21 protein-coding genes are annotated in these 23,563 nt (G+C 57.0%); 12 read left to right on the top strand and 9 right to left on the bottom strand.

Annotation, left to right across the window (positions count from 1 at the left end; translation table 11 throughout):
• Window positions 1-18 precede the first annotated feature (18 nt).
• The 6 genes from H6F59_RS00320 to H6F59_RS00295 all read left to right on the top strand — a co-directional run bounded on the left by H6F59_RS00320 (window position 19) and on the right by H6F59_RS00295 (window position 8,289).
• Window positions 19-1,659 carry an energy transducer TonB gene (locus tag H6F59_RS00320; protein ID WP_190694159.1) on the top strand — a complete coding sequence of 547 codons (1,641 nt, stop codon included), beginning with the start codon at window positions 19-21 and terminating at the stop codon, window positions 1,657-1,659.
• Between the two features lie 234 nt (window positions 1,660-1,893).
• Entirely contained in the window at window positions 1,894-2,073 is a 180-nt protein-coding gene (locus H6F59_RS00315) for a hypothetical protein (protein ID WP_190694157.1), read from the top strand.
• 300 nt (window positions 2,074-2,373) lie between these two features.
• Window positions 2,374-3,720 (top strand): CmpA/NrtA family ABC transporter substrate-binding protein, encoded by a 1,347-nt coding sequence (locus H6F59_RS00310; RefSeq protein WP_190694156.1) that lies wholly within the window; start codon window positions 2,374-2,376, stop codon window positions 3,718-3,720.
• Between the two features lie 277 nt (window positions 3,721-3,997).
• A complete protein-coding gene (gene ntrB / locus H6F59_RS00305) occupies window positions 3,998-4,849 on the top strand; it encodes a nitrate ABC transporter permease (protein ID WP_190520142.1) in 852 nt (283 codons plus the stop codon).
• A 210-nt stretch (window positions 4,850-5,059) separates the two neighbouring features.
• A complete protein-coding gene (locus H6F59_RS00300) occupies window positions 5,060-7,066 on the top strand; it encodes a nitrate ABC transporter ATP-binding protein (protein ID WP_190520864.1) in 2,007 nt (668 codons plus the stop codon).
• Between the two features lie 356 nt (window positions 7,067-7,422).
• Entirely contained in the window at window positions 7,423-8,289 is an 867-nt protein-coding gene (locus H6F59_RS00295) for a nitrate ABC transporter ATP-binding protein (RefSeq protein WP_190694153.1), read from the top strand.
• A 142-nt stretch (window positions 8,290-8,431) separates the two neighbouring features.
• Here H6F59_RS00295 and H6F59_RS00290 read toward each other — a convergent pair whose 3' ends face one another.
• Window positions 8,432-8,878 carry a DUF2267 domain-containing protein gene (locus H6F59_RS00290; protein ID WP_190694151.1) on the bottom strand — a complete coding sequence of 149 codons (447 nt, stop codon included), beginning with the start codon at window positions 8,876-8,878 and terminating at the stop codon, window positions 8,432-8,434.
• Between the two features lie 323 nt (window positions 8,879-9,201).
• Here H6F59_RS00290 and H6F59_RS00285 point away from each other — a divergent pair, with 323 nt between their 5' ends.
• Entirely contained in the window at window positions 9,202-9,777 is a 576-nt protein-coding gene (locus tag H6F59_RS00285; RefSeq protein ID WP_190694148.1) for an NADPH-dependent FMN reductase, read from the top strand.
• A gap of 45 nt (window positions 9,778-9,822) precedes the next feature.
• Here H6F59_RS00285 and H6F59_RS00280 read toward each other — a convergent pair whose 3' ends face one another.
• From H6F59_RS00280 to H6F59_RS00255, 6 genes are all read right to left on the bottom strand, one after another.
• Window positions 9,823-10,251: a GNAT family N-acetyltransferase gene (locus tag H6F59_RS00280; RefSeq protein ID WP_190694146.1), complete on the bottom strand. Its 429-nt coding sequence runs from the start codon at window positions 10,249-10,251 to the stop codon at window positions 9,823-9,825.
• Window positions 10,252-10,281: 30 nt separating this feature from the next.
• On the bottom strand, window positions 10,282-11,082 hold the full coding sequence (locus H6F59_RS00275; RefSeq protein ID WP_190694144.1) for a Crp/Fnr family transcriptional regulator: 801 nt from the start codon (window positions 11,080-11,082) through the stop codon (window positions 10,282-10,284).
• 186 nt (window positions 11,083-11,268) lie between these two features.
• The gene (locus H6F59_RS00270; RefSeq protein WP_190694142.1) at window positions 11,269-11,580 is read right to left on the bottom strand and encodes an NIL domain-containing protein; all 312 of its coding nucleotides are present in this window, start codon (window positions 11,578-11,580) and stop codon (window positions 11,269-11,271) included.
• 11 nt (window positions 11,581-11,591) lie between these two features.
• Window positions 11,592-12,464, bottom strand: a complete 873-nt coding sequence (gene cysW, locus H6F59_RS00265; protein WP_190694140.1) for a sulfate ABC transporter permease subunit CysW — start codon at window positions 12,462-12,464, stop codon at window positions 11,592-11,594.
• Window positions 12,457-13,302 (bottom strand): sulfate ABC transporter permease subunit CysT, encoded by an 846-nt coding sequence (cysT, locus tag H6F59_RS00260; RefSeq protein WP_190694139.1) that lies wholly within the window; start codon window positions 13,300-13,302, stop codon window positions 12,457-12,459. The genes cysW and cysT overlap by 8 nt, the downstream gene beginning before the upstream one ends.
• A gap of 93 nt (window positions 13,303-13,395) precedes the next feature.
• Window positions 13,396-14,472 carry a sulfate ABC transporter substrate-binding protein gene (locus H6F59_RS00255; protein WP_190694137.1) on the bottom strand — a complete coding sequence of 359 codons (1,077 nt, stop codon included), beginning with the start codon at window positions 14,470-14,472 and terminating at the stop codon, window positions 13,396-13,398.
• Window positions 14,473-14,823: 351 nt separating this feature from the next.
• Between H6F59_RS00255 and H6F59_RS00250 the strand changes: the two genes are divergently transcribed.
• Together H6F59_RS00250 and lgt are read left to right on the top strand one after the other, a co-directional pair.
• Window positions 14,824-15,855, top strand: coding sequence for a TOBE-like domain-containing protein (locus H6F59_RS00250; protein WP_190694135.1), 1,032 nt, complete (start codon window positions 14,824-14,826; stop codon window positions 15,853-15,855).
• 268 nt (window positions 15,856-16,123) lie between these two features.
• Window positions 16,124-16,987 (top strand): prolipoprotein diacylglyceryl transferase, encoded by an 864-nt coding sequence (gene lgt / locus H6F59_RS00245; RefSeq protein ID WP_190694133.1) that lies wholly within the window; start codon window positions 16,124-16,126, stop codon window positions 16,985-16,987.
• A gap of 155 nt (window positions 16,988-17,142) precedes the next feature.
• On the opposite strand, the gene H6F59_RS00240 is transcribed toward lgt, so the two are convergent.
• On the bottom strand, window positions 17,143-17,709 hold the full coding sequence (locus H6F59_RS00240; protein WP_190694131.1) for a hypothetical protein: 567 nt from the start codon (window positions 17,707-17,709) through the stop codon (window positions 17,143-17,145).
• A gap of 128 nt (window positions 17,710-17,837) precedes the next feature.
• On the opposite strand from H6F59_RS00240, the gene H6F59_RS00235 reads away from it, so the two are divergent.
• The 3 genes from H6F59_RS00235 to H6F59_RS00225 all read left to right on the top strand — a co-directional run bounded on the left by H6F59_RS00235 (window position 17,838) and on the right by H6F59_RS00225 (window position 21,034).
• Complete coding sequence (locus H6F59_RS00235) at window positions 17,838-18,536, top strand: response regulator transcription factor (RefSeq protein ID WP_190520164.1); 699 nt, start codon at window positions 17,838-17,840, stop codon at window positions 18,534-18,536.
• Complete coding sequence (locus tag H6F59_RS26145; protein WP_199325458.1) at window positions 18,533-19,948, top strand: ATP-binding protein; 1,416 nt, start codon at window positions 18,533-18,535, stop codon at window positions 19,946-19,948. The genes H6F59_RS00235 and H6F59_RS26145 overlap by 4 nt, the downstream gene beginning before the upstream one ends.
• Window positions 19,949-20,305: 357 nt before the next feature.
• Window positions 20,306-21,034: a TPM domain-containing protein gene (locus H6F59_RS00225; protein ID WP_190694309.1), complete on the top strand. Its 729-nt coding sequence runs from the start codon at window positions 20,306-20,308 to the stop codon at window positions 21,032-21,034.
• Between the two features lie 208 nt (window positions 21,035-21,242).
• Here H6F59_RS00225 and H6F59_RS00220 read toward each other — a convergent pair whose 3' ends face one another.
• Window positions 21,243-23,414 carry an ATP-binding protein gene (locus H6F59_RS00220; RefSeq protein WP_199325444.1) on the bottom strand — a complete coding sequence of 724 codons (2,172 nt, stop codon included), beginning with the start codon at window positions 23,412-23,414 and terminating at the stop codon, window positions 21,243-21,245.
• Window positions 23,415-23,563 lie beyond the last annotated feature (149 nt).

The raw sequence follows: 23,563 nt of genomic DNA, 5'->3' as shown, positions 1-23,563 counted from the left end.
TTTCTTGGGCAAGCACTAATGAGTCTTTCAGAGATTTGCAGTCAACAACACCAGCACGAGCAGCAAAAACTCCGCAAGATTCTGCTTTGGGGGCTTTTAGGCTCTGTGGGGACACATGGGGTAGGTTTTGGCCTCAGCCAGCTCGATTTTTGGCAGAGGCTGGCTGCCGATGACATTGAGCCAATCGAGCTGGTTGTCGTCGAACCCCTGCCCGATACACCTGAAGCCATTCCCGACCCAAACTTGCCCGCTGAAATCAGCACCGAAGTTAATGACGCCGCACCGGGGGGTGGCGGTGGCGGTGGCGGCGGCGGCGGCGGTGGTGGAAACTTTACGGCAGCTCAGGTCACAGCACCCCCTGCCCCTGCCCGAGTCGCACCTCCTGTAAAGCGGGTTGAATCGGAGCCTGAACTTGAGCGAAACACCCAAGCCGATTCAGTCGTTGAGGAACCTGAAGCTGAGCCGGAAATCTCAGAAGAAGAGCCAGAGACTGAACCAGAAATTTCAGAAACAGAAGAGCCGGAAATCTCGGAAGAAGAGTCAGAGACTGAGCCAGAAACCTCAGAAACAGAAGACTTAGAGCAAGAAGCTCTAACTGCTGAGTCTACAGAATCTCAGGCTGAGAACCTGCGCGACTTTTTGCAGCGTCTGCGCGATGCACAAGCTCAGACTGCCGCTGACTCAGCTGCTGGAGGTGGTGTTGCTGGCGACGGCAGTGGAGTCGCCACTGCTCCTTCCAACGGCAGTGGTGGCAGCGGCACAGGCAGCGGTAGCGGCAGTGGAAGCGGCAGTGGTAGCAGCGGCACAGGCAGCGGTAGCGGCAGTGGAAGCGGCAGTGGTAGTGGTAGCGGCACAGGTAGTGGTAGCGGCAGCGGCAGTGGTAGTGGTAGTGGCAGCGGCAGTGGCACGGGCCAGGGTTCGCGCACTGTAGCCTGTCAAAACTGCGTGCGTCCCGCTTATCCTCAAAGCGCTCTGGATGCCGGAGCGGAAGGCCAACCCATGGTCAGTGTTGATATCAATCCCGATGGCAGCGTTCGCAGTGTTACCCTGACTCGCTCTAGTGGCAACCCGGCGATCGACCAAGCCGCCATTCAGGCCGCCAGAAATTCTCGGTTCCGGCCAGTTAGTGGGGGAGCCAGCGTTCCTATCGAGTATGACCTGACCATTGAAGGGTCGCGTCGCAACCGCGATGCCCGTCGTCGGGGCGATCGCCAAGCGGTAGAGCTACCGCCAGAGGCCAACCCTACTCCCGAGACAGCAACAAACGAGCCCAGCCCCGAACCAACGCCCACGCCGACTCCACCTGTTGAGGCTGATGAGCCAGCTGCAACTCCAACTCCACCAGCGGCGTCAGAACCAGAGCCCACGGAGCCAGAACCCGTAGAGGCAGAGGCAGCAGAGCCAGAACCTGTAGAGCCGAAACCCGCAGAGGCAGCAGAGCCCGCACCCGCAGAGCCAGAGCCAGAGCCCGCACCAGCGAGCCCGCCGCCGGTGCAAGCGCCTACCCCTAGTCCACCCGCGCCCAGCGCTCCCCCACCGCCGGGGCCGCAGGAGCCGGCGGCTCCGCCACCCGCGCCAGTTGCACCACCCTCACCGCCCCCGGCTAGTCCTCCGCCAGCAGCGGAGCCGGCTCCGTCAGCTGCACCAACTGGGGAGTAGATGCAGCGCAAGGTTGAACTTATATTCTGAAGCCAAGCCTTGTTTGTCTTGGTGCGTCCCGCGTCGGTTGCCGACGCGGGACGCACTGCTTTTGGCATGAACAAAAGCGGTGTTGCTGAATGAGGAATGAACCGGCAAAGCCTTCAGACTCTGCATGGCCCTTCAAATCCCCCAAGACTGGGGGGTCAGATCATAGCAACGCCGCAAGAAGCTTTTGCTTCTTGCGGCTGCACCTTGGTGTCTAGCCGGGGCTTTCTATATAGCGGCGACCGGGTGCCCGATCTAGCGCGATCGCCCATTGGCTCCATTGTGCTCTGGTTTAACCCCGGTCAATATTTTCTGGGTCTGCCTCTCCATGGGATGGGACAACTCAGGGCTGCAACCAGCCGTAAATATGGCGGCAATATTAATTGAGGCTATAGATAGATCACCTCAAATAAGCCAAACCTATCAATTGAATTAAAAATTGCATTGCAAACTTGCGCCTCAAGGTGATCCACTGGTTCAAAAATGCCTATAGACTTACTTTCATGCAAAACAAATGTGTAATTGATTTTAATCAATGTACGTTTTAGATGTTCTCTTTGGTCGAAGCCCTAGGCTTCTTGGGGCGTAAGCCTCGTGGTCCAGTCTGCTCACCCACAGCTGTTCAACTAATCCACAGTCATTTAGCTACCGGCGCTCCCCCTGCGGAGATTGCTCAAAGGAGGTCCTATGTCCGATTATTCGCGTCGCAAGTTTCTGGTTACCGCTGGTGTATCGGCGGCTAGTTCGCTGCTACTCAAAGGCTGTTTGGGCAATCCCCCATCGGCTACGGTTGCCGTCACGCAGGTAGCTGCCGCTGCCCCTTTGTCCGCCGCTGACACGCCCGAGACCCCTAAGGTCAAGCTGGGCTACATTCCCATTGTGGAGTCGGCAGCGATAATCATTGCCCAGACAAAGGGCTTCTTTGCCAAGTACGGCATGACTGAGGTAGAAGTTGCCAAGCAGGCTAACTGGGCCTCGGCGCGCGACAACGTCACCATTGGCTCTGCCGGGGGCGGCATCGATGGAGGTCAGTGGCAAATGCCCATGCCTCACCTAATCAGCGAAGGCATTCTTACCAACGGCCGAAAGGTTCCTATGTATGTGCTGGCCCAGCTCAATACTCAGGGCAATGGCATTGCCATTGCTAACACCCATGCCGGCAAAGGCTTTGGGTTAGATATCTCAAGTGCCGCTGACTACATCAAAGGGTTTCCCAGCACCCAGGGCCGCAAGTTTAAAGCGGCTCACACCTTCCCCAACGTGAACCAAGACTTTTGGATTCGCTATTGGTTTGCTGCGGGTGGCGTTGACCCCGACACAGATATTGACCTGCTGGCGGTGCCCCCAGCCGAAACTGTGCAGGGCATGCGCAACGGCACCATGGACGCCTTTAGCACCGGCGACCCCTGGCCGTACCGCATCGTGGCCGACGACGTTGGCTTCATGGCGGGTCTGACCCACGAAATGTGGGCCTTTCATCCAGAAGAATACCTGGCGTTGCGAGCTGACTGGGTCGATGCAAATCCTAAAGCCACCAAGGCTTTGCTAAAAGGGTTGATGGAGGCCCAGCAGTGGTGCGACAACCCTGACAATCGGGCTGAACTGGTACAAATTACCTCTGGTCGCAATTACTTCAACATTCCCCCCGAGATTCTCACGCCGCCCTACAAAGGCCAGTACACCATGGGCGACGGCAAAGCCGATGTTAACGACATCAACGCTGGCCCTCTCTACTGGAAAGACCCCAAAGGCAACGTGTCTTACCCCTATAAGAGCCACGACCTGTGGTTTTTAACCGAGAGCATGCGTTGGGGTTTCCACAAGGACCAGCTCACCGACTTTGACACTGTGCGGCGCATTGTCGACTCCGTCAACCGTGAAGACCTCTGGCGTGAAGCCGCTACCGAAGCAGGGTTCACCGCTGATATTCCTGCCGATACGTCTCGCGGCGTTGAAACCTTCTTTGACGGCATCAAGTTTGACCCGGCCAACCCTGAGGCATATCTCAACAGTCTTCAGATTAAGCGGGTCTAGGCGGAGAAAGGGTGGATGAGTGGGCGAGTGGATGGGTAGGCGAGGTAGTTACGCCCATCTACACATCCACCCATCTACCCCTAACTCCAAACAGCACTGGTTCAGAGAGAGATGACCAAAGGCAAGAGCATGGGGTCCATCGTCCACAGCAGCCCCATTCCCCCTTGCCTCGGTGCCTGAACCAGCCTACCTCGGTCGGTCTCCCCAAAGAAAGGCCGGGGTGGGTTTCCTCCTCAAAGCGTTTGTGATTTTTCCTTCTAACTTAGGTACGGCAACTATGGTTACTCACTCTCCAGTTCGCAAGCAGGCACGCCCTAATCCTTTTCTAGGCTCGGTTCAGGAGTTTTGGCAAAAGCGGGGCCCTGACCTGATTCCCCCCATCATTGGTATTGCGGTGTTTTTGACGGTGTGGCAATTGGTGTCGTGGTCGGGAGCTACCCGACTGCCCGGGCCGCTAAGTTTGTGGACCGATACGCGCACCCGCGAGCTATTGCTATATCCATTCTTTGATTTGGGTGGCCTGAATAAGGGGCTGTTTTGGCAAACTCTGGCTAGCCTAGGCCGGGTTGCCCAGGGCTACAGCGCTGCTGCTGTAGTTGGCATTGGAGTTGGGGTTTTAGTGGGAACTAGCCCCTGGTTAAATAAAGCCACTTACCCCATTTTTCAGTTTTTGCGGATGGTGGCACCCCTGGCCTGGGTTCCGATCGCCCTGGTGGCGCTGCAACAAAACCAGCCCGCTGCCATCTTCGTAATTTTCATCACTTCTGTGTGGCCGATTTTGATCAACACCATTGAGGGTGTGCGTCAGATTCCAGAAGACTACGACAATGTGGCTAAGGTGCTGCAACTGTCTCGCAAAGACTATTACTTGAACATTCTGTTTCCGTCGGCACTGCCCTACATTTTCACCGGACTGAGAATTGCGATCGGTTTGGCCTGGCTGGCGATTATTGCAGCAGAAATTGTGATGTCGGGGATTGTGGGCATCGGTTTCTTTATCTGGGATGCCTACCAGCAGAACTACATCAGCGAGATTATCTTGGCGGTATTTTACATCGGCTTTGTCGGTCTGCTGCTCGATCGCGCGATCGCCTTTTTGCAGACGAAGATTGCTCCGGCTCGGAAGTAGGAATTTTGAGGGGAAATCCGCTCGGTCTGGGTTTGCCCTCTCCCCCGGCCCCTCTCCCAGGGAGGAGAGGGGAGCCGGAATCCAGAACTGTAGGTTGGGTGGAGCGCCAGCGGAACCCAACGGGTTGGAAATCTATAACGCTTGACATTTTCGTTGGTGGGCAGTGCCCACCCCACGGCATTACTTAACAACGATCGCGAGGATAGAACTATGAGCTTATTGGTGGCAGTGGATCAGGTTGATAAGGTCTTTAACCTATCCGACGGCGGCGAGTACATCGCCCTCAAGGGCATTGACCTAACAATTAAAACGGGCGAATTTGTCTCATTTATTGGCCACTCGGGCTGTGGCAAGTCGACCCTTTTAAATATGATCGCGGGCCTCTCGCTGCCCAGTTCTGGAGTGCTCACCCTGGAGGGTAAGAAAATCACCGAACCCGGTCCCGATCGCATGGTGGTATTCCAAAACTATTCGCTGTTGCCCTGGCGATCGGTGCGCGAAAATATTGCTCTGGCGGTAAATTCGGTCTACGGCGACAAGTCTAAGGCTGATCGCCGCGCCATTGTCGAAGAGCACATTAACCTGGTAGGTTTGCAACACGCCGCCGACAAATGGCCCGACCAGCTCTCGGGGGGCATGAAACAGCGGGTGGCGATCGCCCGCGCCCTGGCCATTCGCCCCAAGCTACTGCTGCTTGATGAACCCTTCGGGGCGCTGGATGCGCTAACTCGGGGCAATCTGCAAACTCAGCTGATGCGCATCTGCGACGAGAACAAAGTCACTGCCGTGATGGTCACCCACGATGTGGATGAGGCGGTGCTGCTGAGCGATCGTATTGTTATGCTCACCAACGGCCCCGGAGCCGAGATCGGCAACATTTTAGAGGTCGATATTCCCCGCCCCCGCCAGCGCATGGAGGTGGTTGAGCACCCCAGCTACTACAGCCTGCGCAGCGAAATCATCTACTTCCTCAACCAGCAAAAGCGAATCAAAAAGCTGCGGGCCAGAAAAACCACGGCGGTGGCTCGCCACGGGCTAGAGAAAGTGAATCTGGACATTGGCTTTGTGCCACTGACCGCCTGTGCCCCGGTGGCGATCGCCAAGGAAAAAGGCTTCTTTGCCAAGCACGGCCTGGAGGAAGTCAACTTGACCCGCGAAACCAGCTGGCGCGGCATTGTGGACGGCATCGCCGGCGGCTACCTGGATGCTGCCCAAATGCCCTCCGGTATGCCCCTGTGGTTTTCCCTGGGTGGCCACAAAAATACCCCGCTGCCCGTGATCAGCGCGCTGACCATGACCCGCAACGGCAACGCCATCACCCTATCTCGCCGTTTCTACGACCAGGGTGTCCACAGCCTGGATGCCTTTCGCGATATGCTGCACCGCACCCCCGAGACCCAGCACCGCATGGGCATGGTGCACCCGTCGTCGATGCACAATTTGCTGCTGCGCTACTGGCTAGCAGCGGGCGGCATCGACCCCGATCGCGACCTGGCTCTGCAAACCATACCCCCCGCCCAGATGGTGGTGGATCTGAAGAACAATGCGATCGACGGCTTCTGCGTCGGTGAACCCTGGAACCTGCGCGCCGCCATGGACGAGGTCGGCTTCACCATCGCCACCGATCGCGAAATTTACGACGGCCACCCCGGCAAAGTGCTCGGCGTGCGCGAAGACTGGGCTGCCGCCTACCCTAACACCCACATCGCCCTCACCAAGGCCCTGCTCGACGCCTGCCGCTACTGCGCCGACCCCGAAAACGAGCTAGAGATTCGCCAGATTCTTTCTCAGCGCGCCTACTTGGGCACCCCCATCGACTACATCCAGCTAGGTGACCCCAACACCAAAGTCTGCGAGCTGCAAAAGCCCATGCGCGAGTACGCCCACCACCTGTTCTTTGGCGACGGAGCCAACCGCCCCAGCCGCACCGAACACCTCTGGCACATGACCCAACTCGCCCGCTGGGGTGACGTGCCCTTCCCCCGCAACTGGCTGGAGATTCTCGAACGCATTGTGCGAGTCGATGTCTATAGCACCGCCGCCCGCGAACTGGGCCTGCTCGATGCCAAATTTACTCGCGGCAGCATTCACCTATTCGATGGCACCGACTTTGACGCCCAAGATCCCATCGGGTATTTGAACAGCCTCGCTATTAAGCGCGACATCACCATTGCTGAGGTGGTGTTGGATGGACGGATGGCAGCCTTGGCTGCGTAGGGGGTGGGGAGTGGATGGGTAGGGGGTGGATGGGTGACGCTTGCTTCTTCATTCATCTAGTCAGAGTTTGGAGCCTTCCGTCCAATTCAGGTTTGGAACCCCACAGTTTGATTCCTTTGATACCTCCATCGGCAGAACAGGCGTTTAAACCGATGACCAGCCAATCCTTTCCGTGAGGTCAAGGACGACGGAACGTCCTTGTCGATGGGGGTCTGGGGCCTGCAAAATGGCCCCAGCAGCAACCTTGGCTTTGCTACCTCACTTTCGTCAGCCCAGCATCCTACGCCCTAGGCGATCGCTTTCTCGGCAACCAACATCTCAACGCTTAGAACATTCCATCTTTAAGGAGTAAAACCATGCAGCCCACCCCTCTCAAACTCAAGTCTCGTCGCCCCGCCCATTCCGGACAGGCCGACTATACCCAACCCTCCTCCGACCAAGGTTTTCTGGTCTTCGATCAGGTCTCTAAAAGCTTCCCCACTGCCAAAGGCCGATTCCCAGTACTAGAAAACGTCAACCTGAGCATTCAACAAGGCGAATTTGTCTGCTTCATTGGCCACTCTGGCTGCGGCAAATCAACTCTGCTCAGCCTAGTCTCGGGCTTTCAGCAAGCTACTCAAGGCTCTGTCACCCTCAACGGGCAACCCATCCTCAAACCCGGCCCCGATCGCATGGTTGTTTTCCAAAACTACGCCCTACTACCCTGGCGCACCGTGTTTGAGAATGTCTACCTGGCAGTGAAATCGGTGTGGCCCAACAAACCCGAGGCCCAAAAGCGGGCGATCGTGCGCGACCACTTGGCCATGGTGGGGCTTACCGAAGCCGCCGACAAGCGCCCCGACCAAATCTCCGGCGGCATGCGCCAGCGAGTTTCCATCGCCCGCGCCCTATCCATTCGCCCCGAAGTACTGATTCTCGACGAACCCTTTGGCGCGCTCGATGCCATCACCAAAGAAGAACTCCAGGAAGAACTGCTCAAAATCTGGAATGACCACCGCTGCACGGTGCTGATGATCACCCACGATATCGACGAGGCATTATTCCTAGCCGATCGCCTAGTGATGATGACCAACGGTCCCGCTGCCGGTATCGGCGAGGTAATGAATATTCCCTTCGAACGGCCCCGCGATCGCGACCAGATTATGGAAGACCCGCAGTACTACCAGCTACGCAACCACGCCCTCGACTTTCTCTACAACCGCTTTGCCCACGACGAAAGCTAGCAACCGCTAAATTCCAAGGCTCTAGCTAAGTTTGCTGGCCAGTTTGTAGAGCCAGAACTAGAACCTTGGAATCTCTGCCCTACGGATTGCGCTAAGAGCAAATTTTAACTATGGTCACCCTTCAGTTATGAAGTGGTGATCATTACGCCTGCTCCCAAATTTGCCGAATTTCACCGGGAAGGATTGAAGCAATTTCCTGGTTTCGTTCAGCAGGCAAAATTTCCTTCATAGCTGAGAACACGGCTGCTGTTACCTCCTCAGGAGCAACCCCGGAGGGCAATGCACCTTCTTGTTGCAGACGCAGCATAAATGTCCCTGGCTTGATGTGTAAATTTTGCGCAGGGCTAATGCGGCTGAAGAAAGCGACCATGACGTTGGGATCTTTCCAAAGATCAAGCACTTCTTGCTCCGATTCAGATGCGCCTGCCTTGAGGTCTTTTTCGATCTGATCGCTGGTTTTGTTCAACATCATATCCCGCAAAATTCGGAATACGATGTTTGTGGCCCGCTCGGCATCGTTAGCGGTTTTCAAACTACTCCGCTCTATCACTTTGTCAAGAAAAGACTGTTGCTGGGTTTGACTTGCCATAATTTCTCACTACAACTTCTGCAAAAAAATGAATTGAACTAAATCAATTCATCGGGGTTCCACTACATGTTGCGAAGTGTAAAGGTAGATTCCATCCGTCTTTTGACGGAGCCATCTGGTAGAGGTGCCAAGCGTAGCACTCGTTAATTTCGAATTGAGGTTGAATTGATAGTCAGCTCGCTAGGCTATTGGTTGAGACGGTTAACTGTTCAAGGTTCAAGTTGCCAAACCTGTAGGATGTTTACTTTCAACCTGTATGGCGCCAGCTTTTTCCGTCCCAAACGACTGCTCAATCAGCCCCTCAGGCATAGACTGATAAAACAATGACTTCTACAGACGCTGTGAACACAGCTCGAATCGTACATATTTTGGCAATTTCAGGCAGTCTGCGTCAGGGTTCGTCTAATATGGCTTTGCTTAAGGCTGCGATCGCCCTATCGCCTAAATTCGTTGAGATGAACCTTTATGGTGGACTCGATGATTTACCCCATTTCAACCCTGACCTTGAGCCAGCGGAACCACTAGCGGTAACTGATTTACGGGCCCAAGTGAAATGGGCGGATGGCATCATAATTTCTAGCCCAGAATATGCCCACGGCGTACCAGGTGTGTTGAAGAACGCGCTGGATTGGTTAGTGAGTGGTGAGGAGTTTATGGGCAAGCCGGTTGCGATATTCAATGCTTCGCCTCGTGCCACCTACGCCCAAGCCTCGCTGATCGAAATTGTGACCACTATGGCAGGGCGTATTGTGCCTGAAGCCTGCATCACGGTTTCTTTGCTGGGCAAAAATCTGGATGTCGCTGGAATTCTGGCTGAGCCAGAGATTGCGGGCGAATTGAGCGCTGCCATCATGGCACTCATCAACGAGATCGAACCATCCACAGCGGTTCACCTCTAGGCAGTAACCCGTGACAATGTCTCAAGCATTAGCGCCTCGCTGCCGCTAGGGAGGAGCAGGTTTGACCAGATACTTGGGCGACTCAACATAGCCCTGCCGGTAATAAAACCGATGGGCCTGCGCGCGGCGGCTGTGACAGTGCACTTCAATGCGATCGCACCCCCGCGCCCAAGCTAGATCGCTGGCCACTGTTTCCAGCGCCGCCCCCACTCCCTGCCCCCGTGCCGCCGGGTCAACGCAAAAGTAGCTGATGCGGCAAAAGTCTCCCGGCAGCGCCAGCTGCGGAATAAAGTGCAGCGAAATGAAGCCAACAATGGCGTCCTGTTCTATGGCGACCAGAATCGCGGCATCGGCATGGGTGAGCTGCCGCTGGAGGCTGTGAATGACAAAGTCGGGGGTGACGGGGTAGCCGAGCTCGGTGAGCAGGGCCGCGATCGCAACGCTGTCTGCCACCTCGCCGGGTCTAATTTGCATAGGCGATCGAGTCCAGCGCAATGCAAGGATTTACTTTAAAGGCCACCACGACACCTTATCGCGGGTGGCCCCGTACACTTCTTTTAGCCCCTCGGGGTCAACCACCTGCACCTGGTCATTGGCCGACTCGGCAGTTTTGCTGGTTTTGATGTAGCCCGCTTTAGTCAGTCCCTTTAAAACCTGCTCAACGGTGCGGTGGTTGAGCTGGCAAGCGCGGGCGATGAGGTCAATGGGCAGGTCAAAGCAGTAGCTAGTGCTGCTGCCTTGGCTCGGTTGACTGCCCAGACTGCGCTCTTGATAGATTAATGCCCGCAGCAGCGCCGCCACCGCTTGGGGAGGGTATGTGCTGCAATTGAGCAGGTGATACTGAAACTTCTCGCGCAGCTCAAATAACAGAGAGTAGCGATCGCGGAAGGCCTCATGCTGGTCGTACAGCGATTGCACCACCGCCACCGGCACCTTGATCACGTCGGTGGTTTTGTAGGCTTCCACCAGGCTAGGAAACGCCCGCACCACCGGCCCAAACCCCACGGGCAAATTGCGCATGCCAAAACAGGCGCCGGGGTAGGTCATGGCCATCACCCGGTCGAGGGGAGTGCTGCGCATGATCACCGGGCCGCCCTCGACCACCACGTAAAGGTGCTCTAACCAAGTCTGCGGACGAAAGGCCGTATACACCGGCCGATTGGAGTACAGCTTTTCTACGACCAAGACGCTGGGGTCTAACCCGTTGAGCAGGTCTTTGGCCTCTAGGCCCTGAAACAAAAAACTTTTCGTGGTCAAGGTTTCGACGGCATCAGTCGCCGCAACCTGGCCTTTTTGCCTTGCCATACTGCACTACAGGTTCGTTACCCCGCCATTGTCCCTCGAAAACTACGCTTGCTCAAGAATTCTTGACCGCAATCTCGATTGACTTGTATTTGAATTGGAGAATTGAACCGGGTGGGCAGCTGAGCTGACAGTGAGTGGTAGGGGTGGCTCGATGGCCTTAGGCCATCGAGCCACCCCTAAACAAACTTAGTAGCCGTCGTCGGTTTCAGTGTTGAACCACAGATCGGCTTCTAGCTCCACCAAATCGAGCAAGGCCTCGTGAACAGTGCCAGCCTGGCCCTCAATGGCCAGATCAAACCAGCCATCTTCTTGGCCGTTGGCACCCAGCAGCGCGCCCAGAATATTCACCTTGAGCCCGTAGCGGTTGATCAGGTTTGAGATTACCGGGTCGGGGTGGCGTGCCTTGGGAATGCGAATTTTGACTTGGGTTTGCACCAGGCTTTCTGGGTCTTTAAGGTGGATTGCCTCAAGGCCATAGTCGGGAGAAATAGACGCCATCGCAAGCCTCCTTAGTGACTTTTGCTCTGAATGCCGGCGCCGCGCTCTAGCACAAACTTCACCACCAGGGTGACTACGGCCAAACAGGCCAGCAGCAGGGCGGCAGTGTAGGCCGCTTGGCTGTTGTACTGGATGTGCGCCTCTTCAATAAAGAGGGGCAAGGTTTGGGTTTTGCCGACAATGTTGCCCGAAACCACGGTCACCGCTCCAAACTCACCCATTGCCCGTGCGTTAGTCAAAATTAGGCCGTAGAGCAAACTCCACTTAATCGACGGCAGCGTGACCCGCCAAAAGGTCTGCCACTGACTCGCCCCCAGGGTGGCAGCCGCCTCTTCTTGCTGGGTGCCCGCTTCTTCGAGGGCGGGCAGCACCTCACGGGCAATAAAGGGCATGGTGATAAAGATACTGGCCATGACGATGCCCGGCAGGGCAAAGATAATCTTGATGCCGTTGGCATCGAGCAGAGGCCCAAACCAACCCCGGTTGCCAAACAGCAGCACCAGCATGAGACCCGCAACCACCGGCGAGATCGAGAAGGGCAGGTCGATGATGCTGATCAGGAGCGATCGCCCTGGAAAATTTTTGTTGGCCAACGACAGCGCCGCACAGATCCCAAACACCGTGTTCAGCGGTACCGTGATCGCTGCCGTAATCAACGTCAGCTTGACCGCATTCAAAAAGAACTTGTTGCTAAACGTGTCGAGCAACCCGGGTAGACCCGCCTTTAAAGCCTGAAAAAATACGTTGAGGGTCGGCACCAGCAAAATTAGCCCCAGGAAACCAAAGACAAAGGCCACCAGCAGCCACTTGCCCCACTGAAACGCTGCTCTCTGAGATCTAGACCCAGCGGCAGCAATGGGTTGTTTTAGAGATGAATCAGCCATAGAAGCGCCTCCCGCGGGCTTGAATAAGGTTGATCACCAGCAGTGCCGATAGCGAAATCAGCAGTAGCACCGTGCCAATTACCGTGGCCCCGGCGTAGTCGAATTGTTCCAAACGTTGAACAATCAGCACTGGAGCGATTAGGTCTTGAAAGGGAATATTGCCCGCAATAATCACCACTGAGCCGTATTCGCCCACCGCCCGCGAAAAGCCCATGGCCACGCCCGTTAGAATGGCAGGCATCAGCGGCGGCAAAATTACCCGCCTAAAGGTCTGCCACTGGGAAGCCCCCATAGACCAGGCGGCCTCCTCCATTTCCGACTCCATGTCTTGCAGCACCGGCTGCACCGTCCGTACCGAAAAGGGCAGCGCAATGAAGATCATCGCTACCAGCACCCCCAGTCGGGTAAACGATACCCTAATGCCAAAGGGCTCTAGAAAGCCGCCAATCCAGCCGTTGGTGCTGTAGATAGTGGACAAGGTTAAACCAGCCACTGCCGTGGGCAGAGCAAAGGGCAGATCGATGATGGCATCTAAAAATCGCTTTCCCGGAAACTCGTAGCGCACCAGCACCCAGGCAATAATAAGCCCAGCAAAGCCGTTAATAATGCTAGCCACCAGCGCTGTAAAAAAGGTGACGTTGTAGGTCGAGATGGCCACCGGATCGGTAGCAATGCGCCAAATCTCTGCCGGGTTGAGGGTCAGCGCCTTGAGTACGAGCGCCGCCATCGGCAAAAACAAAAACAGAATGAGATAGAACCAGGTAACCCGCCAAGTCCAGGGAGCATGGAGAATCTGGTGCCAAAGACCCGGGGATGAAGACGGTGGGGATGAAGTCATAGGTGCAGAGAAAACATGTCGATCAGTCCGTTTCGGGTGACCCTCACCTCAGCCTGCTCTCGATCGGATAGGGCTGAGGCAAGGGCCATCTACCTACTTGCCAACTTTAGATTGAACCTGGTCAAAGATTGCCCCATCGGCGAAGAACTTCTTGTCAATCTCTTCCCAGCCCCCTAAATCAGCCACCGTAAACAGGGTTTCAATCTTAGGAAACTGATCGGCAAACTGTTCACCCACCTCTGGGTCGGAGGGGCGGAAGCCCACTTTGGCAAACTCTTCTTGGGCCTCTGGGGTAAACAGAAACTCCACAAAGGCTTCAGCGACCTCGCGGGTGCCGTGCTTATCCACGTTGGCATCGACAACGGCAACGGGGTTGTCAATGGAAATATTCACATCGGGAACAACAAAAGGCAGCTCTTCGCCATTTTGGGCGGCCAGCAGCACCTCGTTTTCGTAGTTAATTAGCACATCGCCCTGGCCTCGGTTGAAAAACACGTCGGTGGATTCTCGCGCATCCTTGGGCAGCACCGGCACGTTCTGATAAATCTTGGTGACGAAGTCTAGGGCAGCGGCGTCATCGCTACCGGTCTGGGTCTGAAAACCCCAGGCTCCTAAAAAGTTCCACTTGGCACCGCCGGAGGTTTTGGGGTTGGCGGTCACCACCTGCACATCGTCGCGGGCCAGGTCTTCCCAGCCCTGGATATTTTTGGGGTTGCCCTCGCGGGTGACCAGCGCCGCTACTGAGGAATGCACAATGGCGCTGTTGGGGGCTTCGTTTTCCCAGCCAGCTTCAATCAGGCCGCCCTCTTCAATTTTTTTGGTGTCTCCGGCCAGGGCCAGGGCGACGACATCAGCTTCTAGCCCATCGAGCACAGCCCGAGTTTGGGAGCCTGAGCCACCGTAGCTCTGATTAAAGGTGACATCCTGACCAGTTTCCTCCTTCCACTTCTCGGTGAACTTAGGAATGATCTGCTCATAAGCTGCCTGGGTCACGGCGTAGGAGACCAGGGTGAGCTCTACGGGGCCGGCGGCAGCAGTGGTCGCTTCGCCATTGCTGGCTTCGGGAGTCGATGTGGTGCTACCGCAGGCGGCTAGGGTACCCGCTAGCCCCAGGCCAGCCGCAAACAAGATTGCCGATCGCCGCGAAATATAACGTTGAGGTGATGTCATGGGTAGCTCTCCAAAGAATCTCCGGTATCTCGATAGGGTTTTCGAGGATTACGTTTATGGACTGTATCATAAAATTTTGGACTTAGATCCAAAATGAAGTTGAAGCCATTTGCACATTTTTTTGGAACCAGATCGATCTTGTTTTGGGATGAGTTGCAATTTTATTGTGGGTGGGGTAGCGTAGGTTCACATTGCAGCTCGGTCGGTGGGCGATCGCCCCTGGAGAACTGAGGCGCACCCTGCCCCTGCTGTCTAGATTTGGGTTTGAGGTGATGGGAAAAGTGGCACCGCTTCGCTAAGCTCCGATGTCGCATCCCCGTTGAAGCACACTGTCGATTTTAGGAAACGCCCGTGGGAATCAGAGTAGACAACGTTTCAAAACGATTTGGGGATTTTCAGGCCCTTGAGCCCATCACTCTGGATATTAAGAGTGGTTCTTTGGTGGCCCTGCTGGGGCCGTCAGGTTCGGGTAAGTCGACCCTGCTGCGGGTGATTGCCGGTTTAGAGCAGGCCGACACCGGCAGAATCTACATTTCGGCTCAAGATGCCACCCACAAGACGGTGCAAGATCGCCAGGTGGGTTTTGTATTTCAGCACTACGCGCTGTTTAAGCACCTCACCGTGCGCAGAAACGTGGCCTTTGCCCTAGAGCTACAAAAGTGGCCCAAAGAGCGGATTAAGAATCGGGTTGATACCCTGCTAGACCTGGTGCAGCTAAATGGGTTGGGCGATCGCTATCCCTCTCAGCTGTCGGGCGGTCAGCGGCAGCGGGTGGCCCTGGCGCGGGCCCTCGCCGTTGAGCCCCAGGTGCTGCTGCTCGACGAGCCCTTCGGTGCCCTCGATGCCAAGGTGCGCAAGGATTTGCGCGACTGGCTGCGCCATCTCCACAACGATGTGAATGTCACCACTGTCTTCGTTACCCACGACCAGGAAGAGGCGATGGAAATTGCCGACGAAATCGTGGTGATGAGCCAGGGTCGAGTCGAGCAGGTGGGCTCCCCCGCTGAGGTGTACGAAGACCCGGCCACTCCCTTTGTGATGAGCTTTATCGGTGCAGTCAACGTCCTCTCACCGGACAACACCTGGAAATCGCTTCACCGCGACGCACCCACCCACGGGGAGGTGTTTTTACGCCCCCACGACATTGAGATCTTCACCGACCATCAAGACGGCAGTGTCGCTGCCACGATCAACCACATCATCCACCTGGGCTGGACAATTCGCATCGAACTCACCCTCGAAAATGGCCACCCGATTACTGCCCACATCAACCGGGAGCAGTACCGCGACCTGGGTGTTGAGACGGGGCAAACGGTCTACCTGCGGGCCAAGCTCATTCGCAGCTTTGCAGCCACAGCGGGCTACGCACCATCGGTAGCTTAGCGCTCAGGAAAACTGTAAAAACCTCGATTTCCCCCACCCCCCGTTTTCGGAGGGTAGGGGAAATTGCTTGCGAGCATCTTTGTTGCAGCCCAATGTTGGCGATCGGTAAAACTGGGCCAAGACCTGCCCCTGGCCCAGTGCTTTGACCCTTAACTGGCGTTTAGCTGGTTTAGTCTAGCAGTATGTCAGCCGGAGAGCCTCAATATAATGTCATAGTGGTTTTGGCATTCCCGATCTGGAGGCCAAGACGTAAGCAGGTAGGCGGGCAATGGGGTTAGCAGGCATAGAACTGGGGCTAGCGGTCAACGGATTGGCGCAGCTGGCGTCACCGGGGCCAATTATCTTTCAGCTGGGGCCACTGGCTATTCGCTGGTATGGGCTGCTGATTGCGATCGCCCTGGCAATTGGCATTACCCTGGCGCAACGGCTGGCCCAGCGACGCGGGCTTGACCCAGAGGCAGTTGCCGACCTGTCGATCTGGCTGGTGCTGGGAGCTTTGCCTGCTGCCCGTCTCTACTACGTCGCCTTTGAGTGGGCTCGTTATGCCGATGACCCGCTGAGTGCCTTTGCCATTTGGCAGGGGGGCATTGCCATCCATGGGGCTATCTTGGGCGGTATGCTGGCGGCGCTGTTGTTTGCTCGTCTCAATCGACTGTCGTTTTGGGCCTTGGCAGATGTGGTGGCTCCGGCCCTGGTGCTGGGCCAAGCTATTGGTCGCTGGGGCAATTTCTTTAACTCCGAAGCCTTTGGCGGCCCAACCAATCTGCCCTGGCGAGTTTATATTCCCCCCGCCCAGCGCCCCCCTGGTCTGGAAACCGTGGAGTATTATCACCCCACCTTTCTCTACGAATCGCTGTGGAACCTGGGGGTGTTTGCCTTGGTGCTATGGCTGTTTTTCTGGGGGTTGCGCCATCCTGAACGGCTGAAGACGGGTACGCTCTTTTTGGTCTACTTCGCCACCTACAGCCTAGGCCGCCTGTGGATCGAGGGCCTGCGTCTCGATAGCCTAATGCTGGGGCCGCTGCGAATGGCCCAGGTAGTGAGCCTCACCGGTATAGCGTTGGGAGTGGCTGGGTTACTGTGGCTGTATGTGGGTCGGCGATCGCTGCCGGATGTGGCCAAAGGCAGCTAAATCTCAATCGAGAGCGTACGTAGGTAAAGGCTCCCACCTGTCACTGTGCGCGTTCTGATTTGCTGCCGTATTGCCCAACCAAAAAACGCCCTGGAAATCTCGTTGTGATTTCCAAGGCGCAGCAAGGGGAGTGACGATTGATAGGGGTTGGAGGACTACTGCGACGGGGAACTGTCTTCGGAACCGCAGTTGCCGGGGCCGCCGCCTCTTCCTATGTTGCTGCGCAGGGCTTCCTGAAGATCGGTTTCGCTGACGCCTAGCTCGGCAGCAGCGGCGGCCAGCTCAGGGCGCGGCGGGGGCTCAGCGGGTAGGCCCAAGGCTTCTTTCAAGGCGGCTTCACTGACGTCCAGCTGTGTGGCGGCGGTGGCCAGTCTTTGGCCGCGATCGCCGTCTCTGCCGCTGCGTAGGGCTTCCTCTAGCTCAGTTTCGCTAACCCCTAACTCAGTGGCGGCGGCGGCTAGGTCAGGGCGCGGCGGCGGTTCAGCAGGCAGACCCAGGGCAGCTTTGAGGGCGGCCTCGCTAACGCCTAGATCTGCCGCAGCGTTGGCCAGCCCTTCACCGTGACCTCGCCCCCGGCCTTCGGGCCGCTGAGCGGGCTCGGTTGGAGTGGCTTCGGGCTGCGGGGGTTGACCCTGGGTGGTTTGGCTAAAGGCGGCCAAACCTAGACCACCAACCAGGGCAGCCGCCAGGCCAGCAGTCAGCAGTGAACGATGAATTACCATGAATGATTTGCTCCGGTGATTAGGTTGACGATTCCTATTAAGCCTGGGCACTATGGCAAAACCATGGCCGCCAAATTACAGCTTTGTCATTTTTGTGGTTCGCTGGCGGTGCTAGGCTGTGAGCGCCTATGAACGTTTTATTAGTCGAAGATGAGGCCAAAATTGCCAGTTTTGTGGCCCAGGGGCTGCAAGAACAGGGCTTTGTGGTTGACACCTGCCCCAACGGCACCGAAGGCTATGCCTTGGCCACCGATCGCACCTACGACGTGGTGCTGCTCGATATCATGGTGCCAGGGATGGACGGGCTGGCCATCCTCAAGGCGCTGCGAGGGGCGGGCTACGCGGTGCCAGTGATTTTAATTACTGCCCGCAACGAGCTAGACGATCGCCTGGCCGGGCTAAATCTCGGGGCTGACGACTACATTGCCAAGCCCTTTTATGTCGAAGAACTGGTAGCTCGCATCCATGCGGTAGTGCGGCGCAGCAGCGGAGAACGACAAAATTTTTTGGCCGCTGGCCCCCTGCGCCTCGATCGCATCACCCGCGAGGTCACCTGCGGCGGGCACCAGGTTGAGCTAACAGCGCGGGAGTTTAATCTGCTGGAGTATCTGATGCGATCGCCCGGCCGAGTGCTGACCCGCACCCAAATTTTGGAGCATGTCTGGGGCTACGATTTTAACCCCAGCACCAACGTCGTCGATGTGGCCATTCAGCGGCTGCGCAAAAAGCTCGACCCCCTAGACGCGGCCCAGTGGATCGAGAGCGTGCGGGGAGTGGGCTATCGCTTTCGCCCTCCCGAAGAGAGCGCCCGAGGGGAACGCCCGTGACGCGATCGCCGCTGCCCCGACTTTCCCTAAGGCTGCGGCTGGCGCTGTGGTCTGCCGCTCTGGCTGGGGGCGCGCTGCTGGGGTTTGCCCTGCTATCGAGCTGGCTGATCTACCAGGCCAAGCTCGATAGCCTTGATGCCCGGTTAGAACGCACCGTTCCCCCAGGTCGCCCCGGCGATCGCGGCAATTTTTCTCCCGGCGATCGCAGTGGCTTGCCCCCCAACCCAGAACCGGATTTGGCTCGAGACCTGGGCCTGCCCGCCGATGCCGAGGTGGGGCTTCTGATTGTGGGCCGCACGGGGGAGGTGATCTATCAATCGCCCCAGTGGCCCAGCGCGATCGCCCAAATCTCCCCTGTACCCGACCCAACTCAAGGGCGTCGGGGACCACGCCGGTTGATGACAGTGCGAACGCCGGACGGACCTTGGCGAGTGGTGGTGCGAGCTACGCCTATGGGTCAGCTGGCGATCGCTGCCAACCTCGACGCGCTCCGTCAAGAGATGGCCACCCTGCGACGCATCTACGCCCTGACCATCCCCGGCTTACTGCTGGTGATTGGGGGCGGAGCCTGGACGATCGCGGGCCAAGCGCTGCGGCCTGTGCGCCAGCTCAGCCAAAGCATTAATCAGGTGACGGCCCAGGGGCTGCACCAGCGGGTGCCCGCCGACCCCGACCCCGAGTTTGCACCGCTAATTTCCGCCTTCAACGCCATGCTAGAGCGGCTCGAGCGCAGCTTTCAACAGGCATCTCGCTTCAGCGGCGACGCCGCCCACGAACTCAAGACGCCCCTGACCATTCTCCAGGGCGAGCTAGAGCGAGCCATTCAACAGGTTGAAACCGGCTCGGCGGCTCAGCAAACTCTCAGCCAACTGCTCGACCAGGTGCGCCACCTAAGCGGCATTGTACGCAAACTGCTGCTGTTGTCGCTGGCCGATGCCGGGCAGATGAGCATTCAGCGCCAGCCGGTCGACTTCAGCGCTTTAGTGCAAGATCAGCTGGAAGATCTGTCGCTGCTGGCCCCTGAGCTGGCGGTGACGGCTGAGATTGAGCCGGGGGTGAGAGTGATGGGCGATCGCGATCTCCTGACCCAGGTGATCCAAAACCTGATCACCAACGCGGCCAAATACAACCTGCCCCAGGGCTGGGTGCGGGTGGCGGTCAACCGCGCTGATTCCCAAGTGCAGTTCACATTAACTAACGCCACAGCACCCCTCACCGCCACCGAAGCCAGCCGCCTGTTCGATCGCTTCTACCGGGGCGACCCCGCCCGCGCCCGCCAAACCGAAGGGCTGGGCTTAGGCCTCAGCCTCGCTCGCGAGATCGCCCGTACCCACGGCGGCAATCTGGCGCTGGCCCCTAGCCCCGATGGGGAGGCCCGGTTGGAGTTGCACTTGCCCCTGTCTTCTAGCTAATCAAAGGTACAAGCTACAGGAGAGGACTTGGGTGTAAGGTTTCAGGTACAAGGTCTAGGGTCCAAGTCTTGCCCTAAACCCTAGGCCTTGTACTCAACCTCTAAATTCGGCCTGACACCATCCAACCCAGACAGCCAAGTTCTTGTCCTACTGAAAGAGAAATATTAGAGTTATGTAAACATCTGTTAACAAAGGTATAGACTAAATTAAGGAAAATACTTCACTATTGGCTTTACTTTGGGCCAGCGGTGGGTCGCCTTCGTCGTTGTCAGTTCTATGTTCTTACGGCAAGCCAGTATGAGACACGTGCTAAACATTTTGGTCATTTGTGTAGTAAGCCTCTGCGCCTGGCTGCCGATGGCACCGGCCCTGGCTTACGACAACCCAGAACTCTTGCCCGATACCCAGACTGCCATCATTGATCTGGCCAAGTCGCTCAGCGCTCGCCAAGAAGAAAGCCTCGACTCTAAGCTCAATGACTTTGAAGCCGAAACTGGCTGGAAGCTGCGGGTGCTGACCCAGTACGACCAAACCCCAGGCCGGGCGGTGAAGGACTTTTGGGGTCTCGACGATCGCAGCATTATGCTAGTGGCTGACCCGCGCGGCGGCAATCTACTCAACTTCAGTGTGGGTGATGCCGTTTATGACTTGCTGCCCCGCACCTTCTGGATTGAGCTGCAAACCCGCTACGGCAATCAGTTCTTTGTGCGCGAAAACGGCGAAGACAACTCTATTCTCAGCGCCCTGGAATCGATTCAGGGCTGTCTGCGCCAGGGGGGGTGCAACGTGGTGCCTGGTCTGCCTCAAGAGCAGTGGGTGCTAACACTGATTACCTCCATTGTTGGCGGCGTAATTTGTGGATTTGCGGCCCACCCTCGCAAGCCCGGACAAATTTTCGCCTGGCAGTGGGTGCTGATTTTCTCGCCGCTGTGGGGGATTCTGTTCTTTGCCTTTGGCATTGGCCCGGTAGTAACCCGTACCAGTGACTGGCTGCCCCTAACGCGTAACGTCGCTGGCTTTTTGATTGGCGCTTTAGTAGCCTTTCTGACTCCAATTCTCGGCAATCAGGCCTCTTCTGAGACCTAACGACGGGTGGTTTGGCTAACCTGCACTAGGTGTGGGCTGTGGGCATTGTTCGTCAGAACAATGCCCACTCTGTTTTTAGAGCTGTAGCGAAAGAACGAAAAATGTTTAATTAGGCTTGAATTTTGACATTTTTGGTTATTTTGGACCGACATTGTTCTGCTGCATGGCGATCGCTTATTCGGTCAAGACCCTCTACCCAATTTCTTAGCTACACCGGCTGGGCAGTCATAACGGCGTTGACTGTTGCTAGCAGTTGCCGGGGGTCGATGGGTTTGCTGACGCAGTCATTGGCACCTGCTTTGAGGGCTTGCTCTATTTGGTTAGGGGTGTCTAAATCGACTAAAGCTAGGATTTTTGGCCCTGGGGAGTCTGAGCCCTGGCGCAGGGTGGCAATGATGTCGCTGCCATCAGCGCTGGCTAAGCTGAGGCTGGTGATCATGGCCGCGGGTTGAAGCAGAGCTACCTGGTCGAGCACTCGCGATCCATCCACAATCCAGATCACCTGGTAGCCAGCGGCGGTGAGCATGTCACAGATGACGCTAGCGGTTTCTTCATTGTCTTCGACCAGCACAATGCGCCCCACAATGGGTTCGGCGGTGAGCAATGGCTCGGCCGCTAGGGGTTCGGTCGATCGCTGCGCCGGAATTCTGACGGTAAAAATAGAGCCCTTGCCAACCTCTGAGTTCACTTTTATAGAACCGCCGTGGAGCTCGACCAGCTGCTTGGTGAGGGCTAGGCCCAAGCCTGTGCCCGGGTGCTCTCGCTGGAGCACATTCTCAAGCTGCTGAAACTTGCCAAACAGCAAGGATTGGGCGGCGGCTGAAATGCCAATGCCCGTGTCTTGGACTTGAAAGACGGCATCGTTTTGCTCACGCCGCACACGCAGAACGACCTTGCCACCAGCATCGGTGAATTTGACGGCATTGCTGAGCAGGTTGGCGAGAATTTGCCGCACCCTGCGGGGGTCGGCTAAAAAGGTGTCTTGGCCGTTGGGCAGCTTGAGGTCGAGGGCAATGTCGATGTCGTTTTGAGCGGCCTCAGTGCGAAAACCATCGACGCTTTGGCGACAGAGGGAGGTGAGGGAAAATTGGCGCACTTCTAGAACAGTGCGCCCAGCCTCAATTTTTGACACGTCGAGAATGTCGTTGATGACGCGCAGCAGATGCTCGCCGCTGGTTTGAATGGTGGAGAGGTAGTCGCGCTGGCGGGGGGTGAGTTCGCCCAAGGACCAGCGCAGTAGGGTAGCCGACATGCCAATGATGTAGGTGAGAGGGGTGCGCAGCTCGTGGCTCATGGTGGCCAAAAACTCGGTTTTGGCCCGGTTGGCGGCTTCGGCGGCCACTAAGGCATCGCGCAGGTCTTGGGTGCGTTCAACGACGCAAACCTCCAGGTTTTGGGTCTGCTGCTGAAGCTGTTGGTAGAGCTGGGCCTGGTTGATGGCGATCGCTAGGTGCTCGGCAATGTGCTGCAAAAACTCGGTCTCCCAGGGCTGCCACTGGCGCAGGTCGTCGCACTGGTGCACAATCAGCAGCCCCCAGAGCTGCTGCCCTACCTGAATGGGCGTCACGGCCTTTGACTTCACCTGCATTTGTTGAAGAAAGGTTTCCATGCAGGGGGCATGGGGGTAGGCTTTGCCCACATCGTCGATGGCGAGGGGGCGACCGTGGCGGTAGCGGCGCTCTTGGTGGGGGTAGTCGGGGTGGTCGTTAAAGCAGAGGTCTTCGGTGTAGTTGAGCACCGAGGCGAGGCGATTGCTCGATCGCGACTCGTAGGTGATATAGCCAATTGGGCGCGCCCCGCTGAAGTGGGCTGGAGCATCGCTATCCATAGGCTGAACCGGGGTGGCAGGCACCTGGTCAAACTGGTAGATCAGCAGCCGATCGGCCTGAAGAAACTGGCGCACCTCGGCTACAGTGGTTTCTAAAATTTCACCCAATTCCAAGCTGCCCTGAATTTTGGTGATCACCTGGTTGAGCAGCAAGCGGCGCTCTCGCTGCCGGTTGATAACGATTTGAGCTGGAACCTCAGCACAGGCCTGCAGCCAGGCCAGCATAAACTGGCTGAGGGAGTTGAGGCTGGTGGTAGGTAAGGTCCGACTCAAGCCCCGCCGGGCCAAGAACGCCTCTATGACAGCAGCCTCGGCAGTGAGACCAACCACGGCGCGATCGTCATCCTGGGAGCGCGCCATTACGACTACCGCAAGCTCTGGCCCCTCTAAACACCAAAAACTGTCGCCGCTAGAAGTGTCAGCGGGGAGGTCAGTTTCGGTGAGCAGGGTCAGCTGGTACTGCTGGCAGTACTGACGCAAAAACTGCCCCAGCAAAACTAGAGCAGCCTTGGGCATGACCTGTTCGGTGCCACGGGTTATAAAGTCAGGCATCTCTATATTTTGAGGCCGAGGGCGCCCACTGCGGTGGTTTGAAACGGGGAGTTGCCAAAGAAAGCCTTAAGGTTTAAGGATCCTCATCCTAAGGAGTCCCCATAGTAACTTTCGTTTTGGGCCTACCCTGACTTACGCTAGAGTTCCTT

It is taken from the genome of Nodosilinea sp. FACHB-141, from assembly GCF_014696135.1.
In the GTDB taxonomy this organism is placed as follows: Bacteria; Cyanobacteriota; Cyanobacteriia; order Phormidesmidales; family Phormidesmidaceae; genus Nodosilinea.
The sequence above is the reverse complement of the archived record's forward strand: the minus strand, read 5'-3'. Positions and strand labels throughout refer to the sequence as shown.